At 31.2% G+C, this 14598-nt stretch carries 14 protein-coding genes and 2 pseudogenes; 10 read left to right on the top strand and 6 right to left on the bottom strand.

All coding sequences use genetic code 11. The annotated features are described in order from the left end of the window. Nucleotides 1-135, top strand: a pseudogene (locus tag V5787_RS05145) (IS1595 family transposase); the annotation flags it as partial. Between the two features lie 545 nt (nt 136-680). Here V5787_RS05145 and alr read toward each other — a convergent pair. Then, nucleotides 681-1784 carry an alanine racemase gene (gene alr / locus V5787_RS05140; RefSeq protein WP_336892196.1) on the bottom strand — a complete coding sequence of 368 codons (1104 nt, stop codon included), beginning with the start codon at nt 1782-1784 and terminating at the stop codon, nt 681-683. 18 nt (nt 1785-1802) lie between these two features. Beyond that, nucleotides 1803-2386, bottom strand: a pseudogene (locus tag V5787_RS05135) (thymidine kinase). 103 nt (nt 2387-2489) lie between these two features. Here V5787_RS05135 and V5787_RS05130 point away from each other — a divergent pair. Further along, entirely contained in the window at nt 2490-3314 is an 825-nt protein-coding gene (locus tag V5787_RS05130; RefSeq protein WP_336892195.1) for a hypothetical protein, read from the top strand. Nucleotides 3315-3337: 23 nt separating this feature from the next. Beyond that, nucleotides 3338-3940 (top strand): DUF4254 domain-containing protein, encoded by a 603-nt coding sequence (locus tag V5787_RS05125; RefSeq protein ID WP_336892194.1) that lies wholly within the window; start codon nt 3338-3340, stop codon nt 3938-3940. A 108-nt stretch (nt 3941-4048) separates the two neighbouring features. Here the strand turns inward: V5787_RS05125 and V5787_RS05120 are convergent, their stop codons facing one another. After that, complete coding sequence (locus V5787_RS05120) at nt 4049-4396, bottom strand: ArsC/Spx/MgsR family protein (protein WP_336892193.1); 348 nt, start codon at nt 4394-4396, stop codon at nt 4049-4051. Nucleotides 4397-4498: 102 nt separating this feature from the next. Here V5787_RS05120 and V5787_RS05115 point away from each other — a divergent pair, with 102 nt between their 5' ends. Next, nucleotides 4499-4954 carry a DinB family protein gene (locus tag V5787_RS05115; protein ID WP_336892192.1) on the top strand — a complete coding sequence of 152 codons (456 nt, stop codon included), beginning with the start codon at nt 4499-4501 and terminating at the stop codon, nt 4952-4954. Here the strand turns inward: V5787_RS05115 and V5787_RS05110 are convergent. Together V5787_RS05110 and V5787_RS05105 are read right to left on the bottom strand one after the other, a co-directional pair. Further along, nucleotides 4951-6564, bottom strand: coding sequence for an Ig-like domain-containing protein (locus tag V5787_RS05110; RefSeq protein WP_336892191.1), 1614 nt, complete (start codon nt 6562-6564; stop codon nt 4951-4953). The two genes, V5787_RS05115 and V5787_RS05110, sit on opposite strands and share 4 nt — an antisense overlap. Nucleotides 6565-6631: 67 nt before the next feature. After that, a complete protein-coding gene (locus tag V5787_RS05105; protein ID WP_336892190.1) occupies nt 6632-7330 on the bottom strand; it encodes a ComF family protein in 699 nt (232 codons plus the stop codon). Between the two features lie 128 nt (nt 7331-7458). On the opposite strand from V5787_RS05105, the gene V5787_RS05100 reads away from it, so the two are divergent. The 3 genes from V5787_RS05100 (at nt 7459) to V5787_RS05090 (ending at nt 10914) form a co-directional block, all read left to right on the top strand. After that, entirely contained in the window at nt 7459-8334 is an 876-nt protein-coding gene (locus V5787_RS05100; RefSeq protein ID WP_336892189.1) for a hypothetical protein, read from the top strand. A 143-nt stretch (nt 8335-8477) separates the two neighbouring features. Continuing rightward, a complete protein-coding gene (locus V5787_RS05095; protein WP_336892188.1) occupies nt 8478-10022 on the top strand; it encodes a glycine--tRNA ligase in 1545 nt (514 codons plus the stop codon). A gap of 64 nt (nt 10023-10086) precedes the next feature. Then, nucleotides 10087-10914: a DUF6263 family protein gene (locus tag V5787_RS05090; RefSeq protein ID WP_336892187.1), complete on the top strand. Its 828-nt coding sequence runs from the start codon at nt 10087-10089 to the stop codon at nt 10912-10914. 50 nt (nt 10915-10964) lie between these two features. Here the strand turns inward: V5787_RS05090 and V5787_RS05085 are convergent, their stop codons facing one another. Beyond that, entirely contained in the window at nt 10965-11894 is a 930-nt protein-coding gene (locus tag V5787_RS05085) for a DUF6427 family protein (RefSeq protein ID WP_336892186.1), read from the bottom strand. A 42-nt stretch (nt 11895-11936) separates the two neighbouring features. Here V5787_RS05085 and V5787_RS05080 point away from each other — a divergent pair, with 42 nt between their 5' ends. From V5787_RS05080 to V5787_RS05070, 3 genes are all read left to right on the top strand, one after another. Next, complete coding sequence (locus V5787_RS05080) at nt 11937-12146, top strand: hypothetical protein (RefSeq protein WP_336892185.1); 210 nt, start codon at nt 11937-11939, stop codon at nt 12144-12146. A 9-nt stretch (nt 12147-12155) separates the two neighbouring features. After that, the gene (gene trmB / locus V5787_RS05075) at nt 12156-12827 is read left to right on the top strand and encodes a tRNA (guanosine(46)-N7)-methyltransferase TrmB (RefSeq protein WP_336892184.1); all 672 of its coding nucleotides are present in this window, start codon (nt 12156-12158) and stop codon (nt 12825-12827) included. Nucleotides 12828-13049: 222 nt separating this feature from the next. Then, complete coding sequence (locus V5787_RS05070) at nt 13050-14348, top strand: APC family permease (RefSeq protein WP_336892183.1); 1299 nt, start codon at nt 13050-13052, stop codon at nt 14346-14348. Nucleotides 14349-14598 lie beyond the last annotated feature (250 nt).

The raw sequence follows: 14598 nt of genomic DNA, 5'->3' as shown, positions 1-14598 counted from the left end.
GCTTATTTTGATGAATTTTGTTTTAGAATTAATAGGTCACAATACAAAGAATCCATTTTTCATAAAACAATTCTTAGAATGGTACTACAAAAACCTAAATATCAAAAAAATATAAAACAGACACTAGGCGTATAACTCAGTTAATCTTTTTAAATTTCTTGAAAATCCAAATAAACAATGGATAGAACTCTCCTCAAAACCAACCGATCTTCAACTTAAATTATTCCATTAGCCACCTTGCTATTGACGATATTCAAAAAATAAACAGTTTTTTTGACCTTAAACACCCCTTTTAATAGAAATCGTATTTTAGTCGGACACTAATGTAAAAAAAACATAAATTTTAGATTAAAAAAGTAAAAATTGAAATATAAAACTGAAAAGAGCATTATGCAACGGTCTTAAGTAGTATCCCCGCTGTTGTTAAGGGTATATCGATGTCAAATTCTCGTTTAACAACGTCAAACTGCCATGCGAGTCCAAGGTGCATAGGGTAGTTTCAGCTAGTTTGGCATCACATCTAGTATCAATTTTTTCAAAATTTAAAGACGCAAAATACAACCATATATTGACGCCGAGTTAACAACAAGATTTTAGGACTACTGCTCGTAGAGCAAGGTCTGAAAAATATGTTAATTAAAACACGGGGTCTGCTTGAGTTTTTTAATAATTATATAAAATCAAATTAGTTTCCTTGTTATTCTCTGAGAAATTCCTGTGATAATTTCATAGGAAATCGTATTGGAATTTTTAGCCAACTCATTGACCATTTCTTGATTGTCAAAAATAATTACTTCATCTCCTTCCTTGCAGTCTACATTGCTAATATCAACCATAATCATGTCCATACAAACATTTCCAAGGATAGGGCATTTTATATTCTTGATTTTAACAGATCCTTTTTTATTCCCAAGTTCTCGAGAAAGACCATCAGCATGACCGATAGGAAGTGTTGCCGTTTTTATTTTTTCTTTTGCAAAATAAGCTCTATTATAGCCTAAAGACTCACCAATATTTACTACATGTATTTGTGATATAATAGTTTTTAAAGAGCCTACATTTTTTAGTTGTACTGTTTCTTTTATATCATTTCCAAAGCCATACATTCCAATTCCTAAACGAACCATATCATAATGTGCCTCTGGGTAATTGATAATTCCAGAGGTGTTGCTTAAATGAAAATCAATGTTATAATCAAAAGTATCTAAAAAGTTTTTACGAATCGTATTGAATTTTCTGATTTGATTTTTGGTGAATTCTGACTCATTTAAATCTTCACTTGCCGACAAATGAGAAAAAACAGATTGTATTTTTAAGCAATCATTATGTTTTAGGTAGCTGATAATTTTATGTGTATCGTTTTGTGCAAATCCCAGTCTATTCAAGCCCGTATTAAACTTTAGATGAATTGGATAAGATGATAATTTGTTTTTTGTAGCAAAATCAATAAAAGCAGCTAGTGTGTTTTCAGAATAAATATTGGGTTCTAAATTGTATTCCAACAAAGAGGCATAACTTCGAATTTGGGCATGCAAAACCAAAATAGGCAGGTTGACACCAGCTTTTCTTAAGATCACGCCCTCTTCGGTATAAGCAACGGCAAGATAATCTACCTTGTTTTTTTCTAGAATTTTACTTAATACCGCAGAATCATGACCATAAGCATATGCCTTTACTACTGCCATTAATTTTATGTTTGGTTGTAGTTTGTTTTTAAAATAAGTGATATTATGCTCTAAAGCATTTTGGTTGAGTTCTAAAACACTCACATGTGAATTTCCCATGTTGCTTAGCTTGAATTGTTATTTGTTTTTTAGAGTAGCTTTGTAATACGCTGCTCTGCTTAAAGGTTCGTATTTTTCTATTTCCCCCAAAACTACTAATTTTTTATCATCTGTAGTTCTGTGACTAAAGTGTGTCAGATTTCCAGTTTTGGCACATACTGCGTGTACCTTTGTGACATATTCTGCGGTGGCCATTAATTAGGCATCGGTCCAAAAGGCTTGCCTTCAAAGTCCATATCTAAGCCCGCTACAATAACACGAATTCCACGGTTTGCTAAATCATTACACACGGTAATAATCTCGTCATCAAAAAACTGAGCTTCGTCAATTCCAACAACATCAACATCATTTGCCAACAAAGGGATATTAGATGCCGCAGGTACAGGAGTGGAGCGAATTTTATTCGAATCATGAGATATAACTAACTCTGGATCGTAACGAGAATCTGTCGTCGGTTTAAAAATTTCAACCTTTTGTTTTGCTGTTTTTGCCCGGCGAAGTCTTCTTATCAATTCTTCTGTTTTACCTGAAAACATAGAGCCACATATAACTTCTATCCATCCAAATTGTTCTGTGTGATTTACCGTGTTTTCGAGAAACATTTTGTAATTTTAAAATCTTGAATCATTTCGACTGAAGTTTCAGTCGGCTAATGACAAATTTATCAAAAAAATATTAGTATCGGTATTCAAAAAGTATCAAGTTATGCACAAAAAAATAGAATCGGAATTAGTGAGTTTAGCTCATAGTATTTTGCAGTTAAAAAACAAAGATGATGTTTTAGTTTTAAAAGAAAAAGCCAGGGAGATTTATGAAAAACTTTCGGTACTTGCTTTTGTAGATCGATTGATTGAAGCAACACCAGCGGTATCTAAAGATGAAATTTTAGAAAGGGTTGAGACATTTGGAAATATAATAGAAGGTAAAAATTTAACTAATGAGTTACAAGAAGTATCTACTGAGGAAATAAAAGAAGTAGCCGTTGAAATAATTAAAGAAGAAAAAACAGAAGAGGTAGTCTTTGAGAAGCAAGAGCTAGTAGCGGAAAAAGAAACAATAGTGATTGAGGAGAAGGAAGTTGAGGCAATTCCAGAAGAGCTGGATGTAAAAGAAGAAAAAACTAAAACTCAAGAAGAAGATTTATTTTCAATTAAAAAAGAAGAAAAAATTGTATTAGCAGTTACAAAAAACACGTTAGAGAAAGAATTGGAAGGTACGATTTCTTTAGATGTTTCCTCTGAAATTTTTGAAAATGCAGTACGAATAGCGACTCCCAGAAAATCTTTGAATGATGTTTTTATAGGGAACAACTTACAAATAGGATTGAATGATAGAATTGCGTTTGTAAAACATTTATTTGACGGAAGCCAAGAAGACTTTAACAGAGTTTTATCTCAGTTAAATTCGTATAAAACTGAAAAAGAAGCCATTCAGTTTGTGTCAAACATGGTAAAATTGGATTACGATTGGAAAGGAAAAGAATTGTATGAAGAACGATTTATTACGTTAATAACACGTAAATTTACTTAATATTAATAAACAGAAAAGAATAGATGAAGGCATCGGATTACAATAAAATTTTTGACAGTGTAATTAACAAGTATCATATTGTTGATTCAGTAGATCAACCTTTTGAGAATGTTTATGACTCGGCAACGATTGAACATTTATTATATAGGAAATGTTGGATTGATACTGTACAATGGCATTTTGAAGATATTATAAGACTACCAAATATCAACCCTGTTGAAGCTTTGGAATTAAAACGTAAAATTGATGCTTCCAATCAAGACAGAACTGATATGGTTGAGTATATTGATGGCTATTTTCTAAAAAAGTATGAAAATATTGTTGAAAAAAAAACAGCTAAGCTAAATTCTGAAAGTCCTGCTTGGGCAATAGACAGACTATCTATTCTGGCTTTAAAGATATATCATATGCGTGAAGAAGCTACAAGAGTAACGGCTACTTTAGATCACAAATCGGCTTGTCAATTAAAACTGAATATCTTATTAGAGCAGCGTATAGATTTGTCAACTGCCATTGATGATTTGATTGTAGATGTTGAAAATGGAGATAAGTATATGAAGGTGTACAAACAAATGAAAATGTATAATGACGATGAGCTTAACCCGATGTTAAGAGCAAAAAAATAAAATAAAAAGAGAGATGTTTAACATCTCTCTTTTTATTTTTCAATACCCCCCCCCTTTTTTTCCACGATCTAAGATTAAGTGTATCCAAGCCTGTCAAATTCTCGTTTTTTATCCCAGAGCAATTTTTAAAGCTTCAATATTTTTTTTGCTATTTCCAATAAATATCTTTCCCTCGACAATGGCAACAGGTCTTTTAAGAAAAGTATAGGTTTCCAAAATCAAATTTTTATAATCTTCTTCATAAAGATTCATCTCTTTTAAACCTCTCGATTTATAAAGTTGTGCTCTCTTGCTAAATAAAGCCTCATAGCTGCCACTTAGTATATGCATTTCTTCTAGTTGAATAGTAGAAATCTCTTGTGATTTTATTTCTTGTAGCTCTACGCCGTCTAAATTCAATTCTTTTAGAATTCTCTTACAGGTATCACAGGTTTTTAAGTAAAAAATTTTATTCATTTGATAGGCTCTATTTTATAACTTTTAATTCGTTCAAAAATAATACGTTTTCAAACTAAAAACAGTTATTTTTATAAAAATTTCAATAAAAAACAAGGTATTATGGAGTATGTTTTTGACAGCTTGGGTAAAGGAAGAGTTTTTATGTTAACGCTTATCGAAGAATTATCAATAGAACAATTAAATAAAATTCCAGTAGGGGCTAAAAATAATATCGCTTGGAATATTGGGCATTTGGTGGTTACACAGCAATTAATTTGTTATAAATTATCAGGTTTGCCATGTTTGGTTTCTGAAGAAATGATTGACTTATACAGAAAAGGAACCTCTCCTAATATAGATGTAACAAAAGAAGAATTCGATAAGATTAAAGAATTGTTTATTTCTTTAGCTCTTAAGTTTGAAGAAGATTACAAGAAAAGGGGTTTTGAAAACTTTGCTGAATACACCACAAGCGTAAATGTAACATTAGTAGATATTAAGTCTGCAGCAACCTTTAACTTATTCCATGAAGGAATCCATTTAGGAGTTATATTAGGTTTGAGAAAGTTAGTTTAAGGAATACTTTCAATATCGATAGTTTCACTAATCGTCCAGTTGGCTTTTAGCTTTATTTCTGTTTTGTAATAGAATACTTTTTCAGGTTGTATCTTTTTCAAGAAATTACCGGGATCCCATCTTTGATTTTTATTATCGTCAAAGATAATTCTAACCAAATAAGTGTCGGGTTTTAAATCTACAAATTCGTATTTTTCGCTTTTTGAGGTGGTTCTTTTAAGCACAACGTCGTTGTCTTTACTTGTTAGAAGTTCTATAATAAGCGGTTTGTTATTTGGGTTTATTACATCTAGCTCAATGATTCCGTATGCTTCTATGTCTAGTGTTTTTAAAACATATTGAAGGGTGTCATTTGTTTTTCCGTAAAAACTTTTAAAGGCATTTGGCAAAACATCAATTTGGTAACTACCGTTTCTCGTTCTTTCAAAATCTATATATAACTTAGACTTTTCTTTGTTAAAACTAGGTTTGAATTTGACAGCCAAAGTATCATGATCAGTAATAAATATATTTTCTATATTTACAGATTCAAATGGAAAATTAGACTCTAAACAAAAGGTGTCTTTCGGGTGTATTGTATTGGTGATAGGTGCATAAACAGCTAAGGAATCTTGTTTTTTAGTTCTAAGCATTACTGTGTATATTTTTTCAAAAGTGTCTTTTTTAACCAAAAACTGAAGTGAATCTGTTTCAAATGGTGTGTACCAGAAATTTAAGGTATCCTTGTTTTTTTCTTTTACTAAAAAGCTTTTAAAGTCTTTTGGAATAGACGATATTAACTTAATATCTACCCCTTCTTTATCACCTTGGTAGCCAAAAATAATTTTACCAACTCTGTTTTCCAAAGGTTTGTTTAGTTTGAAATTTAGAATCTCTTTGGATAGTTTTAGGGTGAAAAAAGAATCTGTCGGAATCTTAATATAGTTTTCTGCGTAGGCAATTTTATCTTCTTTTGGATCGTATTGGAAATTGGTATTATAATCTTTTAAGGCAATTAATTGATAAGTTCCCTTCTTAATATTCGTAATGTCAAATATAATAGTATCAAGTGTATTGGTCATATAACTCGGCTTTTCATTATAAATAATGGAATCTGTATAATTTTCTGTCACCTCGTATAAAAGAACCGAAATATTAGTTTCAAACTCTCTTTCGAAAGCATCTGTTACTACACCAAAAAGTTCTAAAGAGTCGACATAGCTTCCTGTAGAGAAAACATATTTAAAACTGCCTAATGGATTTCCTTCGTTGTTGTCTACTATACTATTCCCAAAATTAATGGAATAAGTAGTGTTTTCCTTTAAAGTATCGTTTATTTTAATGGTGACCCTTTTACTTGCAGTACCTACGGGCGTGATGTCTAAAGCGTGTTTTAAGGGAGGGGAAATGATAAGTTGTTTGTTGAGGTCCTCAAATTTAATATATTCGTCGAATTGTAGTTTTATTTTTTTTGATTTAAAGTTAATCGCCTCGTACTCAGGCGTAGCAGTAACCATAACAGGAGAAATGGTGTCTTTAGGTCCTCCACTAGGACTTCCTTGTTTAGCACAATTGGTTGTAGAAACAATAACTATTAAAAAAAAAAGGCAAAAAGAAAATAGTTTTTTCACAGTCAAAATAAATTTTATTTGAAGCTACAAAGTAACAATTTATTTAGGAAAGTTAGAAAGTAAAAACTTAAAAGTTAATGGTATGGGCAATTGCAGCAATGGAAATTGATATGTTTTTCGTTTTACTAAGTTCTTTTACACAAGCTTCAATTGTTGCGCCTGTTGTAATTACATCATCAATCAAAAGGATATTTTTATTTTCCAAGATTTTATTGTCCGTTAAATGAAAGGATTCTTGTGCGTTTTTCCAACGATCTAATTTGTTCATTTTTGTTTGTGTGTCTGAACTATTTGTTTTGACAAGTAGTTTGTTCATATAAGGAATTGACAAACCCTCTGAAAGAGTACGACCTAATATTGAAAGTTGATTGTATCCACGCTGTTTAAATTTTTCAGGATGTAGAGGAACTGGAATAACACAATCTAATTGTTTATATTGATCGCTTTTTGATAAATCTAAGAGGAGTAAATCTCCAAGAAATTCACCTACAAGTTGATTGTTTTTATATTTTAGTTCGTGAATTAGAGTTTTTAAGCTGCTATTTGTTTGGAAGAGAAATAACGAAGTTGCGCATTGGATTGATATTTTCCCAAAGAAGATTTGTTCGATAGGGTTATTTTCCCAACACGAATAGTAAGAATAGGGAAGGTCGTGTAAACAATGTACACACAGTAGTGTACTATAATAACTTAAATGTTTATTACAACCAAGACATGTATTAGGGTAAAAAAGGTGTAAAACATCTTTAAATTTAGAGAAAATCATTGCCTTTTTTCTTAAAGATAATAAGTATTTCTTATAAAAGGATGGTTTTACCTGTGTTTAATCCCAAATAAACGAGGAAATATAATAATTAAGTGTTAAGTTTGACTACTATTTTTAATTAAATTAGCATGGAAAACAAACAATCAAATAAATTAATTACAATAGTATTAGGGATACTATTAATATTGGCATTGGCATATACATTTTATTCTAATTCTGAGTACAGAGCGTTGCAGGCAGAGTTAGAGGCAGATAAAGCAGATATCAAAGCTGAATTGGATGGCTTAGTCGTAAAGTACGACGCTAAAATAGCAGAAAACACAACAATGAATGCTAAGTTAATTGCGGCAAGAGCAGGAGTTATTACTTATAGAGACTCTTTACAAGCAGAAAAAAGAGCTAGCTATTCTACAATTAAGACATATAGAAACAAGGTATATTCTTTGCAAGAAAAGAATAAAAAGTTGCTTAGTGAAGTAGATGAATTGACCTATCAAAACGAAAAATTAAATGAAGAGGTTATTGCTGCTAAAGCTATTATTGAAACACAAGAAGCAGCCGGTATTGAGTTATCGGCAATAAATGAGGTTTTGGTGGCGAAGGTTGCTATAGCATCTGAATTGGAAGTAGGTCAGCTGACTGTTGTTTCAATGAAGAAAAGATCTTCAGGTGCTTTAAAAGAGACATCTAGAGCAAGATATACAGATGTATTTAAAGTCTCATTTAAAATTGATGAAAACACTTTGACTCTTGGTGGAGATAAAATAGCTTACATTATTATTAAAGATGTAGAAGGAACTGTTATTGCTTCTAAAGGAAAGATAACAAATGGAGAGGAAGAAATTTATTACTCTGACACGACTACCATTGATTATCAAAACATTGATACTGAAGTAATTGTAATTACTGATGTAAATAGAAAAGAAAATATAAAAGGAGCCTATTCGATTACAATTATTTTAGATGGTAATACTGTCGGAAAAACAACAATAACCTTAAAATAACGGTATTTGAAAATATAAATTTTTTGAATAAAACATTTAAAAAGAGCAAGGGTTTCCTCGCTCTTTTTTTTGTTTGAAGTACTAGGGATTAAAAACAAGAATATTGAGTAGATATAAATAAAGAAAATACTTATTTTTGCTGCATGGCAAAGCAAGAAGATCAATTTAAAAAAGTAGTTTCACATGCAAAAGAATACGGATATGTCTTTCAATCCAGTGAAATTTATGACGGCTTGAGTGCAGTATATGATTATGCTCAAAACGGTGTTGAATTAAAGAAAAATATTAGAGAGTACTGGTGGCAATCTATGGTGCAAATGAACGATAATATTGTCGGATTAGATTCTGCAATTTTTATGCATCCAACCACTTGGAAAGCGTCTGGACATGTAGATGCATTTAATGATCCATTGATTGACAATAAAGACTCTAAAAAACGCTACAGAGCAGATGTTTTAATTGAAGACTATGTTGGTAAATTAGACGCAAAAATAGATAAGGAGGTTGCTAAGGCAAAAAAACGGTTTGGTGAAGCCTTTAAAAAGGAAGAGTTTTTAGCTACAAATACTAGAGTTTTAGGCTGGAAGCAAAAAGGGGACGCTATTTTAAAAAGAATGGGTCAGTCCTTGGAAAAAGAAGATTTAGAGGACGTAAAAGCTTTGATTGAGGAGTTAGAAATTGGCTGTCCTTTGTCTGGTTCTAAAAATTGGACTGACGTAAAACAATTCAACCTAATGTTTGGAACAAAACTTGGAGCTTCTGCTGATTCAGCAATGGATTTATATTTACGCCCAGAAACAGCTCAAGGGATTTTTGTAAACTTTTTAAATGTTCAAAAAACGGGAAGAATGAAAATTCCTTTTGGAATTGCTCAAACAGGAAAAGCTTTTCGTAATGAAATTGTCGCACGTCAGTTTATTTTTAGAATGCGTGAATTTGAACAAATGGAAATGCAATTTTTTGTACGTCCAGGAACTCAACAAGAGTGGTATGAAAAATGGAAAGAAATACGTTTGAACTGGCATTTATCATTAGGTTTAGGTGAAGACAATTACCGTTTCCATGACCATGATAAATTAGCACATTATGCAGATGCTGCAGCTGATATTGAGTTTAGATTCCCCTTTGGATTTAAAGAGTTGGAAGGAATTCATTCAAGAACAGATTTTGATTTAAAAGCACATGAAAAACATTCAGGTAAAAAGTTACAATATTTTGATCCAGAATTAGGAGAGAGTTATGTTCCATATGTAATAGAAACATCTGTCGGGTTGGATCGTTTGTTTTTGTCCGTTTTTTCAAATTCATTAAAAGAAGAAGCTTTAGAAAATGGAACCACAAGAACAGTATTAAAATTACCGACAGTTTTGGCTCCGACAAAAGCAGCAATTTTTCCATTGGTAAAAAAAGATGGATTGCCTGAGATAGCAAAAGAAATCTTTAATGATTTAAGGTTCGAATTTAATGTAATCTACGACGAAAAAGATGCAGTAGGTAAGCGTTATCGAAGACAAGATGCAGTAGGTACTCCATTTTGTATTACTGTCGATCACGATTCATTAAATGATCAATCAGTGACAATTCGTTATAGAGATACTATGAAGCAAAAGAGAGTTCTTATTTCTGACTTGAAAGGAATTATAAATAAAGAAGTAAGCATCTCTGAATGGTTACAAAAGAGCAAATAGTCAATGTCTTTAAAGGCTTTTTTTGGTTTTATAAAATTTATTACATTTGACAAAAAATTAAATTATGAAATATTATAAAATATTATGTGTAGCACTGTTTATTTCTGTTGCTTCCTTCGCCCAAAAATCTGTTTTGATTCGTTATCAACCTAAAATAGGATCTACCTTAAAAAACGAAATGTCTGCCATTATGGAGATGAATATTAAAGTAGGCGAACAAAATATGCAAACTAAAGTGAATATGGGCATTGAGATGCTGTATAAAACAAAAGAAAGAAAGAAAAAGATCAATGAAATTGATGTGATTATTAATAAAATCACGTCGGACATGAAGAACCCCATGATGAATGGTTCTTATAATTCTGATAACAAAGATGAGACAGATCCTTATGCGTTGAAAATGACAGAGATTTTTGAAGGCGTCTTGGAACAACCTCTTACTATGAGTATCAATACAAAAGGAGAATTCACAGAAATATTAAACATTGCAAAGTTCTTTCCTAAAATTTCTGCTTCAAAAGCTCTGGAATTAGAAGAGCAAATATCTAATAAATTTATTCAATTCCCTGAGAAGAAGGTTAAAGTCGGAGATCAGTGGACGATGTCTATACAGATGAAGCAAATAGGTGATTTCGAATATACATATACTTTAACTGGAATAGAAAGAAAGAGACTGCTTTTGTCAGTAACAGGTAATATGATAGAAGAGGAAACTGATTCCGTAAAAATATTGGAATCTGTTATTGCTGGAAATATTATTTTGGATAGAAAAACGGGAGAAATATTAGTATCGAATATTGTGATGGATATGAAAATGCAAATGATAACTCAAGGCAATACAATGGTCATGAGTTTAAAGGCAGATATAAGTTTAAAAGCTACTCAATTATAAGGTCTATAAATCCATAAAAAAAGCCTTTAAAAAATTCTTAAAGGCTTTTTTTATGGATATTTTATCAAAATGAATAATGAAAAAACAGCAAATGAAATTAAAAATACTTCTTTGAGAATCCGGCTAGTGATAGTTTTTAAAAATCGACCCATGAAAATTGATGCAGGCACAAAGAGTAATAAAAACTCATTACCATTTTTAGTTGTATCTAATAGGATTGCTAAAGAGCTAGTAAATAACATTGCAATAGCTAAAACATATTGATAGCGATATGGATTACTTATAGATAGCACTTTTGGCACAACAAAAACAATGCTAACTGTTAAAGCAATGGAAATAAATATAAGTGAAATTTGAATTGGAGCAGTAAGATATGAATGAAAATTCATAGAATAGTTAAAAGCGAATTTTTCAACAAATAGACTCGTATTATCGGTTAAAAAGCAATAGGTGAAGAATAGAAATACTGGGGCTATAAATCCTATAATGGGTGAGATCAGGTTTTTAAAACTCACCTTTTGAGCTAAAAAGACTCCCGTATAAATAAAGGCTAAAAACAAAATAGACCAGTCAAAGAGTAAAAAAGAAATACCCGTGTAAATTCCCGAATCAAAAAGTGTAAGTTGTTTGTTTCCTTTCCCTTTTAATTGGGCCAAGTTATTGTAAATGAACAAAAAAAACAGTGCCACAAATAACAAATTCTCCGACTCAAATGTTGATGGAAAGATGCAGTAAAGCAATATTATAATAAAAGTATTGTGTAAGTTTTCATTAGAAATGCCGTTTTTGATAAAAAAATAGGAGCAAAAAATCAGAAATAGCAGATTGAAAAAAAAATAGACACTCGTTTTTAACCACAAAACATCAGCGTTTGTAATAGTTTGCTGCAATACGAAATGGGTGAAATAAATTACAATAAAAATAAAAATAAGAACAATATTATTAATTGGTTTTGTTTTATCAAAAAAATTGGCTAGCATGTTTTGTTTTTATATTTTTGTAACGTAAAGATAATTTAAGTTATGATAGCAAACAATATATTTAGAATCATCGGAGATTTATTCACAGAAGGTCTTTTTAAACCTTTTGATATGATAAGAAGTTCGGATAATTGGTGGACAACTAATATCATCAATTTTATTTTTATCGGAATCTTTTTTGTCTTATTAGCTTATTGGATGAAAGAATCTCTAAGATTCAAGAAAGAAGGTACTGAAGATTTATCTAAATAGATTTTTCTTTTGGGAAGTAAAAATAAGTTAAAACGTTTTAACGAAAACGAAACATTTTCTAACGTTATTCAACCGACTCGTGAAGAAGTAACAACCTGTTTTCCATATAAAGGAAAATGGGATGAATTCTTTAAAAACAGTAACCCAATTGTTTTAGAATTGGGCTGTGGCAAGGGAGAATACACAATAGCATTAGCAGAGAAAAACCCAAACGTCAATTATATTGGAATCGATATCAAAGGCGCTAGGTTTTGGAGAGGTGCAAAAACAGCATTAGAAGAAAATTTACCTAATGTGGCTTTTATTAGAACTCAAATTGAGTTGGTAGATTTTTGTTTTGATGAAAATGAAGTGAGTGAAATTTGGATTACTTTCCCAGATCCTCAAATAAAGCACAAAAGAACAAAACATCGTTTAACAAATGAAGAGTTCTTAAAAAAATACCACCATATTCTTAATAAAGAAGGTATTGTGCATTTAAAAACAGATAGTGAGTTTATGCATGGATATACTTTGGGATTATTGCATGGTCAAGGTCAGGAAGTATTGTATGCACATCATGATATCTATACAAATGCTTATACTCCGGAAGACGTTTTAAATACACAAACTTTTTATGAAAAGCAGTATTTAGAAGTTAAAAAAGCAATTACCTATATTAAGTTTAGGCTTAAGTATTAGATTATTAGTCTGAAAGACAATAAAGATTAGATAAATAATTATAGTTATTTAAAATTTGTTTTTGAATTGAAATCAGTAATAATTATTAGAACTTTTCTTTTGACTTCACTTGAAGTTGACAAACCTAAACACAACTATAAAAACATCCTTTGAGTTTTTGAAATAAAAAACTAAAGGGAGGATTGATTGCCTAAGAATTTTATAAACAAATTAATAGAATTTATGAAAGATAAAATTAGCTTAAAAGCTGCAATTTCCATTGGTATCGGAGGTATGGTAGGTGGTGGGATTTTTGCAGTGTTAGGTCTGGCAGTTTCCATTGCAAAGGGCGCAACGTATATTTCTTTTCTAGTAGCAGGTTTGTTAGCTCTGATTACTTCTTATGCCTATTCTAAACTTTCTCTGAAGTTTCCTGATAAAGGAGGGACTGTAAGGTTTATAAACGAAGCCTTTGGTCAGTCTGTTTTTAGTGGCGCTATCAATAATTTGCTTTGGGTAAGTTATATCATCATGTTGGCATTGTATGCTTCAGCTTTTGGGTCGTATGCGCCTAATTTATTAAAGTTAACAGAGAGTACCGTAATAGATTCACATATATATGCAACAGCCATTATTTTGTTAGCTACTGGGATAAATTATTATAGCATTGCAGTCGTTGGAAAAATAGAAACGTATGCCGTGGTTATTAAATTAATCATATTAATTTCATTTATTCTAATTGGAGGTTATGGTTTAATAGGAAATCCTAATTTATCTCAGCTTGGTGTTGAAAACTGGGTCAGTTCTGTACATATTTTAGCGGGTGGAATGGTGATTTTTGTGGCATATGAAGGGTTTGAATTGATTGCAAATGCAGCTCCTGATATTGAAAACCCTAAAAAAAACATCCCAAAAGCCTATCAATATTCGGTCGTATTTGTAATTTTTTTATACATCATAATTGCAATTGTAACTGTTGGCTCTTTGCCGTTTGATGAAATTGCAAATGCTGAAGATTATGTACTGGCAGAAGCCGCAAAACCCATGTTGGGTCAGGTTGGTTTCACAATTATAACCATTGCAGCTTTGATTTCAACTTTTTCAGCAATCAATGCCTCGTTATATGGGGGAAGTAGAGTAAGTTTTGAAATAGCAGAAGATGACGAGTTGCCACATCAGTTAACAGGAAAAGTTTGGAATCAGCCTATAGGGCTTTTAATCACAGCAATTGTGACAATAGTTGTTGCAAATACCTTAGAATTAGAAAGTATTTCTACAGCTGGAAGTGTTGGTTTTTTACTGATCTTTGGAATTGTAAATTATGTTGCTTTTAAATTATCTAAAGAAATTGACGGCAATAGATTGATCTCTATGACGGGGTTTATTTTGTGTTTCGTAGCTTTGATAGTGTTGATATTACAACAGATAAAAGGTAATTTAACAAGTGTAATTGTTGCACTTTCTTTAATTGTCACTTGTTTCTTGGGAGAGTGGATTTATAAAAAACACTTTGATAATGGATCTCCTAAATCAACAGATTAGCTCAGGGAAAACTCACACTTTTTTCAAGTTAATTCGATTGGCTTGTAGTTGTTTATCTTGTTTGTTTTTTCATGTATTACACTGATAATAAAGTAAATAGAATTATGGATTCAAAAAGTAAATTAGTCAGTATTTTTGGTAAGGTAGAAGAGCCTAGAAGCGATATAAACAAGTTACATGATTTGGTTGACATCCTTCTTATTGGTATAATTTCGGTAATTTGTGGGGCAGAAACATGGAAACAAATGGT

Source organism: Flavicella sp. (assembly GCF_037132785.1).
GTDB lineage: Bacteria > Bacteroidota > Bacteroidia > Flavobacteriales > Flavobacteriaceae > Flavicella.
This window is presented reverse-complemented; position numbering and strand designations above follow the sequence as displayed.

Coding starts and splice junctions, on each gene's coding strand:
- alr (WP_336892196.1), bottom strand. CDS start 1,784: ATGGGAAATTCACATGTGAGTGTTTTAGAACTCAACCAAAATGCTTTA.
- V5787_RS05130 (WP_336892195.1), top strand. CDS start 2,490: ATGCACAAAAAAATAGAATCGGAATTAGTGAGTTTAGCTCATAGTATT.
- V5787_RS05125 (WP_336892194.1), top strand. CDS start 3,338: ATGAAGGCATCGGATTACAATAAAATTTTTGACAGTGTAATTAACAAG.
- V5787_RS05120 (WP_336892193.1), bottom strand. CDS start 4,396: ATGAATAAAATTTTTTACTTAAAAACCTGTGATACCTGTAAGAGAATT.
- V5787_RS05115 (WP_336892192.1), top strand. CDS start 4,499: ATGGAGTATGTTTTTGACAGCTTGGGTAAAGGAAGAGTTTTTATGTTA.
- V5787_RS05105 (WP_336892190.1), bottom strand. CDS start 7,330: ATGATTTTCTCTAAATTTAAAGATGTTTTACACCTTTTTTACCCTAAT.
- V5787_RS05100 (WP_336892189.1), top strand. CDS start 7,459: ATGGAAAACAAACAATCAAATAAATTAATTACAATAGTATTAGGGATA.
- V5787_RS05095 (WP_336892188.1), top strand. CDS start 8,478: ATGGCAAAGCAAGAAGATCAATTTAAAAAAGTAGTTTCACATGCAAAA.
- V5787_RS05090 (WP_336892187.1), top strand. CDS start 10,087: ATGAAATATTATAAAATATTATGTGTAGCACTGTTTATTTCTGTTGCT.
- V5787_RS05085 (WP_336892186.1), bottom strand. CDS start 11,894: ATGCTAGCCAATTTTTTTGATAAAACAAAACCAATTAATAATATTGTT.
- V5787_RS05080 (WP_336892185.1), top strand. CDS start 11,937: ATGATAGCAAACAATATATTTAGAATCATCGGAGATTTATTCACAGAA.
- V5787_RS05070 (WP_336892183.1), top strand. CDS start 13,050: ATGAAAGATAAAATTAGCTTAAAAGCTGCAATTTCCATTGGTATCGGA.